Raw genomic sequence first — 17,819 nt, forward strand, 5'->3', positions numbered from 1 at the left:
TGTTTAGTTAAAAGATAAGATAGTGTGATTTGCTGCATCAATAGCGGCATGATCAGTTAATTCGGTGTGAGTTAAAGGTGGGCGTAAGTCAGGGCAATCAATACGTCCTTGCTTATGCATGAGTACTTTAACGGGAATGGGATTAGCGACAGTGAATAAGCTGTTGATTGCGCGTGACCATTGACTAAATAAGTTCGGATAGGTGCCAGCGAGTGAACGGCGCACAAATTCAGCTGTTTGCTTTGGCCAGGCGTTGGCCGCGACAGAGACAAGTCCCTTCGCTCCAGCTTGAGCAAAATAAGGCATCAGGGCATCATCACCACTGTAAATCGCGAGTTCTGGGGCTATTGAGCGAAATGCTTCAAATTTCGCGATGTCACCGCTGGCCTCTTTCATTGCCCATAACGTTGAATGATGGCTTAAATTGGCGAGTACCTGCGGGTCAATTGCGACTGCACTTCGCCCTGGTACGTTATATAACATACAAGGGTGAGCTGAGTTTGCCAGTAAGGTATCAAACCAGTGTGTTTGGCCTTGAATACCCGGTTTTGCGTACAAAGGAGAGCCAAGCAAGTAAGCATGAATTGGCATGTCGTTACAAAACTCAAGCCATTGCACTTGCTGCTTTAAATTAAAGCCACCGACAGCAACCATGAGTGGCACATTGGGAGCTAGATTACACACAAAACGGACGATCTCTTGTTGCTCATCCATTGTGAGTGCAAGCCCTTCGCCGGTGCTTCCGAGTAATAAAATACCATTGTTGGCTTGAACTTGTTCAGCTACAAGTTGCGCTAAGCCATTAAAATTAATGGTGTCTTGTTCTGTAAACGGCGTAATTAAGGCCGTCCATAATGGATATTCAGATAAATCGAATTGTTGGATCATCTCTACCGAACTCATAACACGTCGATAGGATGCAAATGATGAGAAGTCATATCGCTACCGAACATATAAAATTCGAAGAGCGAATGGACTTAAATAAAATAAAGCGCATGGCCTTATTTTCTAAGACCAGAAGCTCTCCACCAAACATACAACAGCATCGCTGTTATTGGTGACAGTCGCTGGGATTCAGCCCAGTCGCCCGAAATTGTATTGCAGCAAACAATACGCATTCTCGGCGTTAATTCCCCTCATAAGTGGTCAACGGAGTTTGCTCTCCTCGTACTTATTACCTGAATAACGCACCTCTTCTAGCCCTAAAGTATCTGCTATGTTGCGATGCAAATACTTTGTAATAGGGTGTATGGCGCAAATTGAAACATTTTAGCCATCTATATGTCAATAATGATTTATTAAATTTTATGCAATGGCGCGGGTGTTAGTGTGTTTTTAGAGGCGTTATTAATCTTGAGAGTATAAAAACCATCAAATTAAAGTTATTAAAAATTAATGTGTTAATTGTTGGCGCTTGTGTTTTTAGACGTAGAAAGAAAAAAAGCGGCACGAGCCGCTTTTTTTGCATTTTTAGGTGTGGTTAGTGGCGAACTCGAATATCACCAACACCCACTTCGAGGTTTAAAGTGAACTCGCCTTGGCCGCGGTATTGAATTTCAGAGCTGACCATCTTGCGGTTTTCTTTAATTTCATTCACTAAACCCGTTACGCGAGTATCACCCACTCCTGAGTCTAAATCGATGCGCTTAAAGTCATTTAATACGGTATCAACACGAATTGAACCCACGCCTACTTCGATATCGGCAGAATTGGCTAATTTGTTCACTTCTATGCTACCAACACCTAAGTTGATATCTATTGCTGCCGAGCGCGGAACTCGAAGAGTCCATTCTTGTTGCAAATCATCCTCATCGATTTCAAGTTTCACTCTATTGTCGGTCACTTTTTTAGATAAAGTGATATTTGATAAGTCTTGGCTTGACGAAAACCAACCATTTTTCTTTGGTTTAATCTCTATTTCAACTTCGAGTTGGTTGCTGTCAGTGACTTCAATCTCAAGACTGCCAACTGGAAAATTAATATGTAAGCTCTGTTGTTCAGTCATAGTGAGATTTTCACTGATCCGCTTTTCGCTATCGGCCAATGCCGCAGAAGCAAATAAAATAGAAGCAATTGCGATGATGTGTGTGGCTAGTTTCATGAGTGGTCTTCCTGAATCATTATTTGTAGTTATCTATTAAGACGCAGCATCGGTGCAAAAAGGTTTAAATAAATTTAAAATTTTATTTGTATATTGAATTCAATTTTGCGTGTAACATAAAATTAATCTATGTATGCTGTTGTCCTAAGTGGAGTGAACGATTCATCTTACACATAACAATTGAATAAAAAATCCTTTTAATGTGATTTAAATTGCTTTTTAGGGTGTTTTTTTTCAAAACTAGGTTTTTATTTGGATTGAATTTATGGTTGACTTGCCGAGGCGAAAAGGTTACTAATAAAAAGGTAATCAACGCAGGTGATGATGCCCTGCTTAATAAAATGAATTTTGGTTAACAATTTAATGTCTAAAAACACACTTTCTCTAGTCCTTATTATTATCAGCGTGGTGATTATTATCACCGCGGGGGCGAGTTAGTGTCTAAGTAAAATTGCTTAACTACCAACCCTCCGCACTGAAAAGTTCGGGGGGTTTTTTGTTTCTAGGTGTTGTGAAAAATTAGTAAAAATTAAAGGGTTAAATACGATGACAGGCGCGCAGTTATTAATAGAGTTACTAGCCAAGCATGGCGTTAATGAGGTTTTTGGTTATCCGGGTGGAGCAATCATGCCTATTTATGACGCTCTGTATGGCGCGCCAATCAAGCATTATTTAACTCGTCATGAGCAAGGTGCCGGATTTGCTGCGGTAGGTTTTGCTCGCAGCACCGGCAAGCTCGGTGTGTGTTTTGCGACCTCGGGGCCAGGTGCGACTAATTTAATCACATCACTTGCTGATGCCATGATGGATTCAGTGCCTTTATTAGCCATCACAGGGCAAGTGCCAACGGCTGCGATTGGATCCGATGCGTTTCAAGAAATTGATGTTTTAGGGATGTCGTTGTCATGCACAAAACACAGTTACTTAGTCGAGCGAGCAGAAGATTTAGCGGAAATATTACAAGAAGCAATACATGTTGCACAGTCTGGACGTCCCGGACCAGTTTTAGTTGATATCCCAAAAGACATTCAGTTAGCGCAAGTGCCGTTCCATCCATGGCTTGCAGCGGATGATTACAAGCCGACAGTCAACATGAGTGAAGTTCAAAAGGCCAATAATTTGTTAGCCAATGCCGAGCGACCGGTAGCATACATAGGTGGAGGGGTGCAGTCGGCTGACGCTCAAACGCATTTAATGGATTTTTTAACCCGTACGCAAATGCCTGCAGTTTCCACATTAAAAGCATTAGGGTCAGTGTTACCTGAATATTCATTGGATATGGGCATGCTTGGCATGCATGGCGGACAAGCTGCCAACATAGCAGTGCAAGAGTGTGATGTTTTAGTCTGTATTGGTGCTCGTTTTGATGATCGTGTTACGGGTAACTTAGCTAAGTTTGCCGCTAAAGCGAAAGTGATTCATCTCGACATTGACGCTGCCGAAGTGGGTAAGCGTAAGCCAGTTGCTGCCTCTTTGGTGGCCGATCTAAAAGACTCATTACCACACTTACATACACCATTAACTAAAGCGGCGTGGCAGACACATTGTCAGCAGATGATGAAAGAATATGCTTGGCGTTATGATTACCCAGGTGAGAAAGTTTTCGCACCATATTTACTGAATACACTTAGTAAAATGATGCCTAAAACGGGTGTCGTTTGTTGTGATGTGGGCCAGCATCAAATGTGGGTGGCGCAACATATGAAGTTTCGTCATCCGAGTAACCATTTAAGTAGTGGTGGTGCTGGCACGATGGGGTTTGGCCTACCTGCAGCCATCGGAGCGCAAATCGCTCGGCCAAATGATTTTGTGATCACGGTATCCGGTGACGGCTCCATCATGATGAATATCCAAGAGCTTGCAACCATCAGGCGCAATAATTTACCAGTCAAAATATTGATCCTTGATAACCAACGCTTGGGCATGGTGCGTCAATGGCAGCAGCTATTTTTCGATGGCCGTTATAGTGAAACAGACTTATCGGATAATCCTGATTTTGTCGCGCTTGCAGCTGTGTTTGGTATTCCTGGGCAAACCATCACCCATGCGAACGAAGTCGATGCGGCGCTTGAGAAGTTAGTAAATTCAACCGGCCCTTATATTTTACATGCTTGTATTGATGATAAAGAAAATGTGTGGCCACTTGTCCCGCCAGGTGCAAGTAATGAACAAATGATGACAGAGGTGCAATCATGAAACACTATTTACAAGTCGAACTGAAAAATCAGAGCGTTGCTGTTGAACGCTTTTTACGTGTGACGCGTCATCGTGGATTTTCTCTAACTCATATGCAACTCGAAGCAAAAGATGAGCGTTATTTAGTGAATTTTACCGTCGATAGTGATCGCCCTATATATTTACTGACACAGCAGCTGAATAAACTGATTGACGTCAGTTTTGTTGAACACCAATTACAACAGCAAGCGGGTTAATTCATCGCTTAATTATAATTTTACCGGTTTGCCGGGTACTTTATTAACAGGAAAGCCTTTATGTCACAACAGTCAGAATTTATTTGGTTAAATGGCAAGATGATCCCTTATGAGCAGGCGACAACGCATGTATTGAGTCATGCAATCCATTACGGAAGCTCAGTGTTTGAAGGGATCCGAGCATACGACACACCAAACGGTCCGGCCATTTTTCGATTAACTGATCACATGAAGCGCATGTATGACTCGGCGAAAATATATCGAATGGAAATCCCTTACTCGCTTGAGGAATTAATTCAAGCCTGTAAAGACACGGTGGCGCAAAATGGTTTTAAAGATGCTTACCTTCGTCCTTTTGCATATTTAGGTCACGTAGGTTTGGGGCTTAACCCGAAATCACATATTGCTGATGTCTCGGTTGCTGCAATGCAGTGGGGCGCATATTTAGGTGAAGACAGCCTTGCTAACGGGGTCGATGTCTGTATTTCTTCATGGAATCGTTTAGCGCCGAATACAATGCCAACTGCAGCCAAAGCGGGAGGCAATTATTTATCTTCTCAGCTGATTTCTGGTGAAGCTAAGCGCAATGGTTATGTTGAAGGAATTGCTCTTGATACCAATGGCATGCTAAGTGAAGGAGCGGGAGAAAACCTTTTTGTTATCAAAAATGGCGTGTTATTTACCCCACCGACGACAGCATGTATTTTGCCTGGTTTAACGCGAGATACCATCATGACCTTGGCTAAAGAGTTTGGTTATGAAGTACGCGAAGAAGCAATTGCCCGTGAAGCCTTATATTTGGCTGATGAGTTTTTTATGACAGGCACAGCTGCAGAAATAGTCCCTGTAAGAAGCGTAGATAGAATTCCAGTTGGAACAGGCGCTCGAGGACCGATCACTGCAAGATTACAAAAAGCATATTTCGATTTGGTTAAAGGGCAGACTGACGACCCTCATGGCTGGTTAGAGTACGTAAACGTATAACATTAATTTTTGGGAATGAGGACTAGGAGATGCGTCTCCTAAAACACAGAGGTAACTATGGCTAAATTAAGAAGTGCAGAAACAACTGAAGGTCGAAAACGCGCAGGAGCACGCGCTCTTTGGCGTGCGACAGGGATGACAGATAAAGATTTTGGTAAACCGATTATCGCGGTTGTTAACTCATTTACTCAATTTGTGCCTGGACATGTTCACCTCAATCAACTGAGTGAATTAATGGCACAAACCATCACCGATGCCGGTGGGGTACCAAAAGAATTCAATACTATTGCCATTGATGATGGGATTGCAATGGGACATGGTGGCATGTTGTATTCATTGCCGTCACGGGATTTAATCGCTGATTCGGTCGAATATATGGTTAATGGTCATTGTGCTGATGCCATGATTTGTATTTCAAACTGCGACAAAATTACACCAGGGATGATGCTTGCTGCTTTGCGTCTAAACATACCAGTGATTTTTGTATCAGGTGGCCCAATGGAGGCGGGGAAAACGCGTTTGGCTGGTATCGATATCAAACTTGATTTGGTTGATGCGATGGTCAAAGGCGCTGATTCGACTGTGAGTGATGCGGATTCTGAACAGGTCGAACGTTCTGCTTGCCCAACGTGTGGATCATGCTCGGGTATGTTTACGGCAAATTCAATGAACTGTTTGTTAGAGGCCATCGGGTTAGCGTTACCAGGTAACGGTACTACCCTTGCGACTCATAAAGATCGTAAACAGCTCTATGTCGAGGCGGGTGCGCGAATTGTCGATTTATGTCGTGAATATTATCAAAAAGATAACGCTGCTGTATTACCCAGAGCGATAGCTAATCGCACTGCATTTATGAATGCTATGGTAGTCGATATTGCGATGGGTGGATCATCAAATACAGTTTTGCATTTATTAGCGGCTGCGCAAGAGGCGGGCGTTGACTTTGATATGTCTCATATCGACGCATTATCTCGTAAAACACCATTTTTATGTAAAGTGGCCCCAGCGACACCCGATTACCACATTGAAGATGTGCATCGTGCTGGTGGCATGATGGCGATTATTCGTGAATTAGGTAAAGCGGGTTTGGTTGATTTATCGGTTGATCATGTGGCGGGCATGACGATGGCTGACTTAGTGAAAAAATGGGATGCGACTGATCCCACAAATGAAGCTGCTCAGAAATTCTACCGTGCAGGCCCTGCCGGTATTCGCACCACCAAAGCCATGAGTCAAGAGTGTCGTTGGCCTGAAGGGGATAATGATCGCGAAAACGGATGTATCCGCAGTGTTGAAAATGCGTTCCGACAAGACGGTGGTCTTGCGGTTCTTTACGGAAACTTGGCAGAAGATGGTTGTATAGTTAAAAGCGCCGGTGTGGTTGATGAGATGCTGCATTTTGAAGGGCGTGCAGTAGTCTATGAATCTCAAGATGATTCAGTAGCCGGCATTTTAAATGATGAAGTAAAAGCGGGTGATGTGGTTGTTATCCGTTATGAAGGGCCTAAAGGTGGACCAGGGATGCAAGAAATGCTGTATCCGACCAGTTACTTGAAATCAAAAGGATTAGCCGAAAAATGTGCGCTTATCACAGATGGGCGTTTTTCAGGCGGCACGTCAGGGCTATCGATAGGGCATGTATCACCTGAAGCTGCTAGCGGTGGCGCGATTGCTTTTGTTGAAAATGGCGACAAAATCATCATTGATATTGCAACACGTCAAATTCAACTCGACCTCAGTGAAGAAGAGCTTGCAGCGCGTAAGCAAAAACAACTTGATCGCGGTAAGTTAGCATTTAAACCTCTTGACCGTGAACGATATGTTTCATCAGCATTAAAAGCTTATGCATTATTGGCAACCAGTGCGGATAAAGGGGCGGTGCGTGATTTAGCTAAATTAGAGGAGCTAAGCTGAAATGGTGTCAAAAGAGCTTGAGTACTTCAGAGCAATTATCCAAGCCAATATGGAGCCATTGGCTAAATTGACTCAAGTGAGTGACATGCCAAGTTTAGAAAAAAAACTGGGCAATAAAATTTGGTTAAAACGCGAAGATCAGCAGCCTGTTTATTCGTTTAAGTTGCGTGGTGCCTATCATAAATTAAAGCAACTACCTGAAAAATCTAAAGTTGTCACTGCCTCTGCAGGTAATCATGCCCAAGGTGTGGCACTGAGCGCCAGTTTTTTAGGTCACACAGCTAAAATAGTGATGCCAGTGACGACACCAGAAATTAAGGTCAATGCTGTTAGAGATTTAGGTGGGGAAGTCATTTTGCATGGCCATCATTTTGATGCCGCCAATAGCTTTGCTTTGAATCTAGCCGAGCAAGAAGGTGCGGTGTTTGTCCCGCCGTTTGATGATCCTGATGTTATTGTGGGTCAAGGCACGATTGCACGAGAGTTAATGCAGCAACTCCCAGAGTTAGATGCTGTATTTATTCCGGTTGGTGGCGGTGGATTACTCGCTGGCATGTCGGTGTATATTAAATCGCTGCGCCCTGATATTAAAGTAATTGGCGTAGAATCAGAAGAAAGCGCATGTTTAAAAGCTGCGCTGGAAGCGGGTCACCCCGTTGAGCTTGAACGGGTGGGAAGCTTCGCCGATGGTGTTGCAGTGAAGATTATCGGCAAAGAAACGTTTCGTTTAGCTCAGCAATTTTGCGATGAAGTAGTGACGGTGAGTAGTGATGAAATTTGTGCCGCCATGCAAGATGTCTTTGTTGGAACCCGAGCTGTCGCTGAGCCTTCAGGGGCACTCGCGCTGGCAGGATTAAAAAAATGGGTCAGTGACAATCAAGCGCGCAATATGAATTTAGCCGCTGTTTTGTCTGGCGCTAATCTTAACTTCGACCGATTACGCTATGTTGCAGAGCGCACCGCTTTAGGTGAAAAAAATGAAGCGTTACTTGCTGTCACTATCGGTGAAGAAAAAGGCAGTTTCCGCAAATTTTGTAAAGCGTTAGGTGGGCGAGCGATTACCGAGTTTAACTATCGATACAGCGCTGTCGCGATGGCACAAATTTTTGTTGGTGTGGGTTTGCGTCGCGGCCAAGTGGAGTTAGATGAGTTAAAAAATGAATTAACGACACTTGATTATGATTTTGCTGATTTATCTGATGATGAATTAGCTAAGCTCCATTTGAGATATATGGTTGGGGGAAAGCCCGATCAAATCTTACAAGAAAGGTTGTTTCGTTTTGAATTTCCTGAATATCCGGGGGCGCTTGAGCGCTTTTTAGATACCTTAGGTACAAATTGGAATATTACTTTATTTCATTATCGCAACCATGGTGCAGCCACGGGCAACGTGTTGGCTGCGTTTGAGATCCCGGCAGAAGACGATAGCGCGTTTTCGGAGCATTTAGCCCGTTTAGGTTATGAATACCAAGAAGAAACGTGCAACCCATGTTATCAACGATTTTTGGCGGCAAATGTTGAGCGTCTCGCAAATGTAGGATAAACGAGCCGTGTACAAATTAAGAACGCTGCAGATTGTGGCGTTTTTTTTTATTTATCAACTATAGTTTAAAGTCATAAAGCACAATGAATTCAGCAACAAGGATTGTATGCGAACCTTACTCATCGGGTTGTTTTTTTTCTTATCGCCTTACCAAGTCAAAGCTAATGATAGCGTTGTGTTGCAATTAAAATGGCAGCATCAATTCCAGTTCGCGGGTTATTATATGGCAATTGAGCGGGGTTACTATCACGAGCTGGGTTTAAATGTGACCATAGTTCCTGCTGCGCCTCAAGATATCGATACGATCCCCAAAGTGGTGTCTGGTCAGGCTGATTTTGGTATCGCCAATTCCGGCTTGCTTTTACATCGCATGGAAGGCGAGCCATTAGTGGCCATGTCGGCTATTTTTCAAAGTTCACCATATTGTTGGTTGGCAAAAACAGATCAGGGGATTAGAAATGTCGCTGATTTTAAAGGAAAACGAATCGCATTTTTTAACCAAAAAGAGGGGGCAGAGCTATTTGCTATGTTGTCTCAGCACGGCTTGAGTGCAGCTGATTTTGTTTTAGAAGATAAGAAAGTCACTTTGCAAAATTGGATCAATAATGAAGTGGATATTTTGAAGGTCTATGCCACTAATGAACCGTTTTTACTCAAGCAGCGGCAAATAGGTTTTCATTTGTTTTGCCCTAAAAAGCATGGCTTAAATGCATATTCAGATGTGTTATTTACGCGTCAGGACGTCATCGATAAAAATCCGCAATTAGTACAGAGATTTTACACCGCGACCAACAAAGGCTGGCGAGAAGCCATTAATCACCCAGAAGAAGCTATAGAGGTGATTAAAACACACTATAACAGTCAAAAATCTCGTGCTCATTTGGCATTTGAAGCAGAGAAACTGATTAACCTGGTGCATTCAGATCACACTCAGTTAGGGCAAATGTCGAGTGCCCGTTGGCGAGTTATTGCTGACATGTATGGTATTGATAGGCAAATTGTTGAGCAAAACTTACCTGGTTTTATATATCAAACAGCCAAAAGTCAGCCATGGGATATCTCATGGATGCATATTTTGGCATGTATCATCATTGTTGTGTCATTTCCGAGTTATTATCGCCTGTTGTCGACAGAGGAAAAGCGTAAAAATAAGCTGTTGGTGAAGTTAAACTGACAAGCAAGAAACGAAATTGTTATGATAGCGTGTTTTTTCGTTTGAGCTTTATTTCATGAATTATGATGCGCACTTCTTCGCTTTAGATCAATTATTATCTCGCACTCAATGTTATTGGCAGTTAGTTGCATTTGATCACAGTCATATCCCTTGGCCTGAATTAGTATCGCCTTTGCAGGCACTCAGTGATGACGATGTCGCTGAACTGGACAGTTGTCCGCATAAGTTGCAGCAATGGTTGGCGCAGTATATTCCTGATGTCGCTCAATTAGCGCCATTAGAAATATTACCAAGTCTAGATAATCAGAATGTTGCGTGGCCATTTTGGCTTGAAAGTGGTATCAAAGGTCGTAAGATTGCCCAACTGAAAAGCTTTGTATCTGCGGTGGATGAGCAGCACTTACCGGTTTTGGAGTGGTGTGCAGGAAAAGGTCATTTAGGCCGCATGTTGTCATATTCTGGTGCACCACGTGTGCAAAGTGTCGAATTACAATCACACTTATGTGAACAAGGAAAACATCTCGCTCAGAAATATCAGTTGAACATCCAATTTGATCAACTGGATGTTTTGAGTAAACGAGCTTCACACTTTGTTGAACAGCAACAGCATGGGGTAGCTTTACATGCCTGTGGGGCGCTGCATCAGCAATTAATGCAGTTGGGGGTGGAGAAGCAAACTCAAAAGCTGACATTATCCCCTTGCTGTTATCATTTAATCGAGCAAGATTATTACACTGCGATGAGTGAGCGTGCTAAGCAATCAGCCTTGCAATTGCAAAAATCCGATTTAAAACTCGCTTTACAAGAAACGGTTACAGCCGCAGATCGAATCACTCAATTGCGTCAAACTGAAGTCGAATGGCGTCTAGCTTTTGATTCGATGCAGCAAATAGTGTGTGACCGAGACACATATTTAAGTGTCCCTTCAGTAAGTAAATCGATGTTCAATGGCACATTCAGCGATTTTTGTTTCTGGGCAGCTGATAAAAAAGGCATCACATTACCTGACGACATCGACTTTGATGCTTATTTAATTAAGGGAAAACAACGAAAGCAAGTGACAGACCGTATTGAATTAATTCGCCATGCTTTTCGCCGAGCGATTGAGTTATGGTTAGTATTAGATCGGGTGTTATTTTTACAGCAGCACGGTTATCAGGTTACCTTAAGTGAGTTTTGTGCTAAAACTATTACTCCTAGAAACGTGTTAATTCAAGCCATTAAAAATAAGAATAAAGAATGAAAAAACTAGGTCAGTTATTTGCGAACAATCGGCATTGGGCATGCAAGATGACTGAAGGTAACAGTCAATTCTTTAAAATATTGTCTATGCAACAAAACCCTGAGTATTTATGGATCGGCTGCTCCGACTCCCGAGTACCTGCGAATGAAATTGTAGGTTTATTACCAGGGGAGTTATTTGTCCATCGTAATGTAGCCAATGTGGTGGTGCATACCGATCACAATTGTTTATCTGTGATGCAGTACGCAATAGATGTTCTGCAAGTTAAACACATCATGGTTGTCGGTCACTATGGTTGCGGTGGAGTCAAAGCAGCATTAGATGGAGCTAGATTTGGCTTAATCGACAATTGGCTGCGTCATGTTAGTGATGCAAAAGAGAAAAACCAGCAGCAACTCGATGCGATTATTGATCCCCTGCGTAAGTTTGATGCCATGTGTGAAATTAACGTAATAGAACAAGTTAGGAATGTGTGCCAAACTAACTTAGTAGAAAACGCATGGGACAGAGGGCAGGAGCTTTCTGTACACGGTTGGATTTACGGTCTCAAAGATGGTCATCTAAGAGATCTTTGTTCTGGTATTAGTCATACGAATGAGATGCACTCTATATATCAACTTGCGATTGAAGATGTTTTTTCATCAACTCGCTAAGTTATTTATTGGCTTTTTTATCGGGTTGCTCTTTTTTCCCTTTAAGGTTGCGGCTTTTGAAAAGTTGCTCTTAGATGTGCCTATTTTTCCTCCTTACACTTATGTGACTAGCGAGCAGCGCCTAACCGGGCAAGGTGTTGAAAAGATCAGTGGTATATTGAATAAAATTGGTGTGCCATATTCATTTAAAATTGTTGCTAATCATGGTGTTGCATTAGATGGCCTTAAGCGAGGTCATAATAATGGTTTTTGTTTGGGGACTCAAAACCCTGAACGCGATAAATATGGTGTGATGTCTCGGGCGGTATTGGTTAATGACTGGGCTTGGTTTTATTTATCCGATAATGAACTGACTCCTGATTCTGCTAATTTCAAACAAGTAGCAAGAGTAGGAACTAAGCTCAATACCAATACTTACCAATGGCTTAAACAAAATAAGTACCATATTGCCTCACTTCCAAATGAAGCAACCACACTGACAAAAATGCTTTTTAAGCAGCGAATTGATACTGTGTTTCTTTCTGCGGATGTTTTTTGGTATGCATTACGTGCCAATGGGTATGATGTCAGCAAAGTTAAGCAAAAAACCCAATCATCACGGCCTTTTGGTTGTTATTTTTCTAATGAGTATCTAGCGGAAAACCCTGGTTTTCTGGCTGAATTTAATCAACAAGTGGGGCAGTGAAAGCGATCCAGAAGCATTGTCTCTGGATCATGGTCTGTCATTCCTGCTCTGAAGAGAGTTTCGCTTCAAGTTCAGATACTTTTTGCTCTAATTGACTCAGCTTTTCACGCGTGCGGATCAGCACTTGGCTTTGAATGTCGAACTCTTCACGAGATACGAAATCCATTTGCGCTAGTTTATTTTGCAACACTTGCTTGGTTTTGTTTTCCAAGTTCTCAGCTAAGCTTTTAACGCCTTGCGGCATATTGTCTGTTAGTTGCTTGGCTATTTCTTCAATTTTTGTTGGGTTAATCATCTCTTCAATCTCAATAGCGTTTAGTTCTCTTATGGTAACGCATCGCCCCTGTGCTTAGCAAAAACTGTGTGGTTTTTATGCTCAGATGCGGTGGCATTAAATTTTTTAACTTGTTTTCGTCGCTGGTAAAAGTACTGAGATCCGTTAAAATCCCTGTTCTTCTTTTTTTGCACGTTGTTCTGTTATGAAATTAAATCCCAATCAAGATGAAGCGGTAAAATACATCAGTGGTCCTTGCCTTGTTCTAGCTGGAGCTGGTTCGGGTAAAACCCGTGTTATTACTAATAAAATCGCTTACTTAGTGCAAAAGTGCGAATACAAGTCAAAGAATATTGCTGCGGTCACATTTACCAATAAAGCCGCACGAGAAATGAAAGAACGCTTGATCCAAACCTTAGGCAAAAAAGATGCAAAAGGGGTGTGGGTGTCGACATTTCACACCTTAGGGTTGGAAATCATTAAAAAAGAGCTGATGACCTTAGGGTTTAAGCCGGGTTTTTCGTTATTTGATGATCAAGATATTGCTCAGCTGGTGGCTGAGTTAACAGAAAAAGAACTAAAAAAAGATAAAGATCAGCTCAATGCATTAAAAATGCACATCTCCAACTGGAAAAATGATTTGATCCACCCTGAACGGGCTATTCAAGAGGCAAAAGAGCCTCAAACAGCTTTGTTTGCTCAGTTATATGCGCGCTATCAAAATCAGTTACGTGCATATAATGCGCTTGATTTTGATGATTTGATCATGGTGCCCACGGTGTTACTGGCCCAATACCCAGAAGTCAGAGAGCGCTGGCAAAACCGATTTCGATATTTACTGGTTGATGAATATCAAGATACAAATACCAGTCAGTATTTGCTGGTTAAATATTTGGTTGGCGAGCGAGCTCGCTTTACCGTGGTTGGGGATGATGACCAATCGATTTATTCTTGGCGGGGCGCTAAACCACAAAACTTAGTGCTACTCAGTAAGGATTTCCCTGCATTACGCTTGATTAAATTAGAGCAAAATTACCGAAGTGCCGGGCGGATCCTTAAAGCGGCCAATATCTTAATCGCTAATAACCCCCATGTGTTTGAGAAAAAATTATTCAGTGAGCTTGGTTATGGAGAGCCAATCAAAGTGATTGGTACCCGCGATGAAGAACACGAAGCAGAACGTGTGGTCGCTGAAATTATTTCTCATAAGTTCACGAAACGTACTAATTATAAAGATTATGCGATTTTGTATCGTGGTAATCACCAAGCAAGGATCTTCGAAAAAGGATTAATGGCCAACCGTATCCCCTACAAAATCAGTGGTGGTATGTCGTTTTTTAGTCGCTCAGAAATCAAAGACATCATGGCCTATTTGCGTTTACTGGTTAACCAAGATGACGATAATGCTTTTTTACGCATAGTGAATACTCCGCGACGCGAAATTGGTACCACGACCTTAGAAAAGTTAGGTAATTTTGCCAATCAAAAGCATATCAGCCTATTTGCAGCTGCATTTGAGCCTGAACTCAATGACTATTTAACTGGGCGTGGTTTTAATGCGTTACAAGGATTTGTTCGTTGGGTGGTGGAATTATCAGACAACGCTGTACGAGGTGACACGTTAGAAGCTGTGAAAACCTTGATCCGTCAAATTAACTATGAAGATTATTTATACGAGTCTTCCACGAGTCCTAAAGCTGCAGAAATGCGCATGAAGAACGTCTCTGAGTTATATCGCTGGATCACAGATATGATCACTGGCAATGATGATAACCCACCGATGACACTTGCGGAGGTAGTCACTAAACTTACCCTTCGCGATATGATGGAGCGAAATGAAGACGAAGATGAGTCTGACGCTGTGCAGCTATTGACTTTACACGCCTCAAAAGGGCTCGAGTACCCGTATGTGTTTATGGTTGGAATGGAAGAAGGTTTATTGCCCCATCAGGCCAGTATTGATGAAGACAATATCGAAGAAGAGCGCCGCCTTGCCTATGTTGGTATTACTCGTGCTCAGCAAGAGCTCATTTTTACCTACGCGAAAGTTCGTCGTCAGTTTGGTGAAACCTCAAATACCGAAATCAGTCGTTTTGTAGAAGAGCTTCCTCAAGATGATTTAGCGTTTGAATCACGAAAGCAACCAGCAACACAAGCTGAGCGAATGGAAAAAGGCCAGGCTCGCGTTGCCAACTTACGTGCGATGTTGAAAAAGGACTAGTCCCGACTCAGCGTATTGATGCTATTTGTGTACTTTCACTCATATCAGGTAATGATGCTGAAAAGTCTTGTTGGCTAGAAAATAATGCAATGCCATGTTTTTCTAATAAAACTTGGTAGTTTAGTATTGCAGGCCCTTTGGCTATCACTTGGCTGTTACAGCTGTTTGTAATAGCTAATAAACCTTGCAACTGTAATTGATGTGACGTTTGCTGTAACAGGCGCTGGCTAAAAATAGGGCTCAATACGATATAATCAAACTGGCAACGGGTGACAATATTTAAATCACACCGGTATTTGGCAAAGTCGTTGAGTCCTATTTGAATGCCCATTTCTTGAAGTTGATTTAAATGCTGTATTTGTTGATTATCAGCTCGGCTAATTGCTTCTTCATTAAATAATAAACATAAAACGCTTGAGCCTAGGTGCGCCATTAGGGTGCGTTTAAGTGCAGTAAAATGACCGACGTTCAACATGTTGATATTGCAGTTGAGTAAAATGGGTTGCAGCGTGTTATTTTGTGTGAGGATTGATGTGAGTAAGTTAAGTTCACATTCGATCAGCTGCTGCGTATCACTAAGATACTTTTCGATTTGACTAAATTGAATCTTCCCAAGGTTTGGATGTAGCCAAAAACGTTCGACCAAACAAGCTTGTGTTTCGCCATTGTGAATAGCAATGATGGCTTTGCCGTTAAAGTGCAAATCTTGAGGCTGTAGGGTGTCATTTATCTGGGTAATTGTGCCGCTATTCATATCAAGTTGGCGCAACAGTGGGTGAAAAAATTCACATTGACCGCGACCATTCTTTTTCGCTTGATACATTGCAGTATCAGCATCGCGAATTATTTCATCAGTATGCTGATAGTTATTATGACTATGGGTAATGCCAACACTTGCGCCTGATTCAATGCAAAAGCCATCACGGCAAAAAGGCACTCGCATGATTTCAATTATACGATTAGCAACATCAATGGCTTCTTGCGGATGGTGTAAATGATTGAGCAAAATCACAAACTCATCTCCAGCCAGTCGCGCAAGTAAATCATGCTCGCGAATACAGTAGCTAAATGACTGTGCCACCTCAACCAAAAACTCATCGCCCGCTTGGTGGCCTAAATTGTCATTAATTGCTTTGAAATTATCTAAATCGATAAACAGCACAGCAAAGCCATGCTGTGGGTGGCGGATATATTGTTGGAGCTGTTTATCCAATTGCATTAAAAACAGACTACGGTTTGCAAGACCTGTGAGTGCATCATGGTGAGCGTCATGATAAAGCTGTTGTTCGATTTTTTTGCGCTCTTCAATTTGGAGCTGCAAATGCAAGTTACTTTGTTGCAGTGCTTTAGTTTTATCTTTGACTCTTTTTTCTAACTTCTCATGGCTTTGCTTTAATGCTTGATTCGCCAGATGTTTTTGCAGCACATTCGCGATTTGTTGCGAAACAAAATTGATAAGCTCAACATCATCTGCATTGTAGGTATGCTTATGATCATAGGATTGGCAAGCAATCACACCAATCACATTGCCTTCACTGATCAACGGCGCGCCGATCCAAGACGTTTCACTGCTATTGGAGCAATGATTTTCTGTGCGAACAATGTCACCTTGTGCAATTAATTCTTCTGCGCGTTTATTATCTATCAGCTGAGCACATCGCTGTGTGATGACGTATTCTGTAAAGCCTTTTTGATATGGACGAGTTCGATAAGTGCTGATCCGCTCATCGACAGCATAAGGAAAAGAAAGTTGCTTAGCTTCTTTGTCATACAAACAAATATAGATGTTTTCAGCATAGGTAATAGATTGCAAAATATGATGAATTTGCTGATAAAAATCAGATAAGTGCTCAGTTTTAGTCGCTAGCCGTGAGATTTTAAATAAAATCTGTAGACGGTCGAGGGCTTGCTTACGTTGGCCGATTTCATTTTGCAATGCTTGGTTGCTTTGCATTAACGCGTAGGTGCGATATTTGACCTCAAGCTCAAGTAGCTCTCGCTTTTTCACTCGCTCTATCGCGGTTGATAAATAAAGTGAGATAACTTCAAATAACTCAACATGGCTTTGATTGAATAAAGCGTTGGCGTGGTAACTTTGCGATACCATGACACCCATAATTTCCTTATCTTGGAAAATAGGCACACCGAGCCAATGTTCACACACAGTGCCAAGCACTTTAAATTTATCTTGTTTATGGCCACTTAAAATATCAGCTTGAGTAAATAACTGGGTTTTCCCAGTTTTAAATACATAACCTGTTAGCCCTTCATTAAAGTGATGTTCTTCAGCTAAAGGGACTGATTTATCATCTTTTTCATCACTGAAATAAGTGAGTTCTAATGTATGCGTCAGTTGATTTTCAAGGACAACATAAAAATTACTACTAGGCAGGTATGCTTCAAGGATTTTATGAATAGCGGGATATAACAACGTCAGCTCAGGGACATTACTCGCCTGTTCAGATAATTGAATGAGTGCATGCTGCATATTGTGGGCATGCTGGTATTTTTTTATTATTTTTTTTAAGCGTGCAATTTTAGTATTAAGTTTTTTATTGCCGCTAGTCAAATCATCCACTGACTAAAACCGTTATC

Annotated in this window: 14 protein-coding genes and 1 riboswitch; of the genes, 10 read left to right on the forward strand and 4 right to left on the reverse strand. The window is 42.0% G+C overall.

The window, feature by feature from the left end; translation table 11 throughout:
* Window positions 1–3: 3 nt before the first annotated feature.
* Window positions 4–888, reverse strand: coding sequence for a 4-hydroxy-tetrahydrodipicolinate synthase (gene dapA / locus PULV_RS12870; protein WP_193331920.1), 885 nt, complete (start codon window positions 886–888; stop codon window positions 4–6).
* A gap of 122 nt (window positions 889–1,010) precedes the next feature.
* A riboswitch (Lysine riboswitch) is annotated at window positions 1,011–1,204 on the reverse strand.
* Window positions 1,205–1,480: 276 nt separating this feature from the next.
* Window positions 1,481–2,101, reverse strand: a complete 621-nt coding sequence (locus tag PULV_RS12875) for a hypothetical protein (RefSeq protein WP_086744791.1) — start codon at window positions 2,099–2,101, stop codon at window positions 1,481–1,483.
* A 546-nt stretch (window positions 2,102–2,647) separates the two neighbouring features.
* On the opposite strand from PULV_RS12875, the gene ilvG reads away from it, so the two are divergent.
* The 9 genes from ilvG (at window position 2,648) to PULV_RS12920 (ending at window position 12,729) form a co-directional block, all read left to right on the forward strand.
* Window positions 2,648–4,297: an acetolactate synthase 2 catalytic subunit gene (gene ilvG, locus PULV_RS12880; protein ID WP_193331921.1), complete on the forward strand. Its 1,650-nt coding sequence runs from the start codon at window positions 2,648–2,650 to the stop codon at window positions 4,295–4,297.
* The gene (gene ilvM, locus PULV_RS12885) at window positions 4,294–4,533 is read left to right on the forward strand and encodes an acetolactate synthase 2 small subunit (protein WP_193331922.1); all 240 of its coding nucleotides are present in this window, start codon (window positions 4,294–4,296) and stop codon (window positions 4,531–4,533) included. The genes ilvG and ilvM overlap by 4 nt, the downstream gene beginning before the upstream one ends.
* A gap of 60 nt (window positions 4,534–4,593) precedes the next feature.
* Window positions 4,594–5,517: a branched-chain amino acid transaminase gene (locus tag PULV_RS12890; RefSeq protein WP_193331923.1), complete on the forward strand. Its 924-nt coding sequence runs from the start codon at window positions 4,594–4,596 to the stop codon at window positions 5,515–5,517.
* Between the two features lie 57 nt (window positions 5,518–5,574).
* Window positions 5,575–7,431, forward strand: a complete 1,857-nt coding sequence (gene ilvD, locus PULV_RS12895; RefSeq protein ID WP_193331924.1) for a dihydroxy-acid dehydratase — start codon at window positions 5,575–5,577, stop codon at window positions 7,429–7,431.
* 1 nt (window position 7,432) lies between these two features.
* Window positions 7,433–8,974, forward strand: a complete 1,542-nt coding sequence (ilvA, locus tag PULV_RS12900; RefSeq protein ID WP_086744786.1) for a threonine ammonia-lyase, biosynthetic — start codon at window positions 7,433–7,435, stop codon at window positions 8,972–8,974.
* Window positions 8,975–9,080: 106 nt separating this feature from the next.
* Entirely contained in the window at window positions 9,081–10,148 is a 1,068-nt protein-coding gene (locus tag PULV_RS12905; protein WP_086744785.1) for an ABC transporter substrate-binding protein, read from the forward strand.
* Between the two features lie 55 nt (window positions 10,149–10,203).
* Window positions 10,204–11,391, forward strand: coding sequence for a methyltransferase (locus tag PULV_RS12910; RefSeq protein WP_086744784.1), 1,188 nt, complete (start codon window positions 10,204–10,206; stop codon window positions 11,389–11,391).
* On the forward strand, window positions 11,388–12,044 hold the full coding sequence (gene can, locus PULV_RS12915) for a carbonate dehydratase (protein ID WP_086744783.1): 657 nt from the start codon (window positions 11,388–11,390) through the stop codon (window positions 12,042–12,044). The genes PULV_RS12910 and can overlap by 4 nt, the downstream gene beginning before the upstream one ends.
* A complete protein-coding gene (locus PULV_RS12920; RefSeq protein WP_193331925.1) occupies window positions 12,022–12,729 on the forward strand; it encodes a substrate-binding periplasmic protein in 708 nt (235 codons plus the stop codon). Before can ends, PULV_RS12920 begins: the two co-directional genes overlap by 23 nt.
* Before the next feature lie 37 nt (window positions 12,730–12,766).
* Here the strand turns inward: PULV_RS12920 and ubiK are convergent, their stop codons facing one another.
* Window positions 12,767–13,024, reverse strand: a complete 258-nt coding sequence (gene ubiK / locus PULV_RS12925) for a ubiquinone biosynthesis accessory factor UbiK (protein WP_086744781.1) — start codon at window positions 13,022–13,024, stop codon at window positions 12,767–12,769.
* A gap of 184 nt (window positions 13,025–13,208) precedes the next feature.
* Here ubiK and rep point away from each other — a divergent pair, with 184 nt between their 5' ends.
* Window positions 13,209–15,224, forward strand: coding sequence for a DNA helicase Rep (rep, locus tag PULV_RS12930; protein ID WP_086744780.1), 2,016 nt, complete (start codon window positions 13,209–13,211; stop codon window positions 15,222–15,224).
* Between the two features lie 7 nt (window positions 15,225–15,231).
* Here the strand turns inward: rep and PULV_RS12935 are convergent, their stop codons facing one another.
* Entirely contained in the window at window positions 15,232–17,802 is a 2,571-nt protein-coding gene (locus tag PULV_RS12935) for a bifunctional diguanylate cyclase/phosphodiesterase (RefSeq protein ID WP_227009405.1), read from the reverse strand.
* Window positions 17,803–17,819: the final 17 nt, after the last annotated feature.

It is taken from the genome of Pseudoalteromonas ulvae UL12 (genome assembly GCF_014925405.1).
GTDB classification, from domain to species: Bacteria; Pseudomonadota; Gammaproteobacteria; order Enterobacterales; family Alteromonadaceae; genus Pseudoalteromonas; species Pseudoalteromonas ulvae.

Coding starts and splice junctions, on each gene's coding strand:
- can (WP_086744783.1), top strand. CDS start 11,388: ATGAAAAAACTAGGTCAGTTATTTGCGAACAATCGGCATTGGGCATGC.
- PULV_RS12910 (WP_086744784.1), top strand. CDS start 10,204: ATGAATTATGATGCGCACTTCTTCGCTTTAGATCAATTATTATCTCGC.
- ilvA (WP_086744786.1), top strand. CDS start 7,433: ATGGTGTCAAAAGAGCTTGAGTACTTCAGAGCAATTATCCAAGCCAAT.
- ilvM (WP_193331922.1), top strand. CDS start 4,294: ATGAAACACTATTTACAAGTCGAACTGAAAAATCAGAGCGTTGCTGTT.
- dapA (WP_193331920.1), bottom strand. CDS start 888: ATGATCCAACAATTCGATTTATCTGAATATCCATTATGGACGGCCTTA.
- PULV_RS12920 (WP_193331925.1), top strand. CDS start 12,022: ATGTTTTTTCATCAACTCGCTAAGTTATTTATTGGCTTTTTTATCGGG.
- PULV_RS12875 (WP_086744791.1), bottom strand. CDS start 2,101: ATGAAACTAGCCACACACATCATCGCAATTGCTTCTATTTTATTTGCT.
- ilvG (WP_193331921.1), top strand. CDS start 2,648: ATGACAGGCGCGCAGTTATTAATAGAGTTACTAGCCAAGCATGGCGTT.
- ubiK (WP_086744781.1), bottom strand. CDS start 13,024: ATGATTAACCCAACAAAAATTGAAGAAATAGCCAAGCAACTAACAGAC.
- PULV_RS12905 (WP_086744785.1), top strand. CDS start 9,081: ATGCGAACCTTACTCATCGGGTTGTTTTTTTTCTTATCGCCTTACCAA.
- rep (WP_086744780.1), top strand. CDS start 13,209: ATGAAATTAAATCCCAATCAAGATGAAGCGGTAAAATACATCAGTGGT.
- ilvD (WP_193331924.1), top strand. CDS start 5,575: ATGGCTAAATTAAGAAGTGCAGAAACAACTGAAGGTCGAAAACGCGCA.
- PULV_RS12890 (WP_193331923.1), top strand. CDS start 4,594: ATGTCACAACAGTCAGAATTTATTTGGTTAAATGGCAAGATGATCCCT.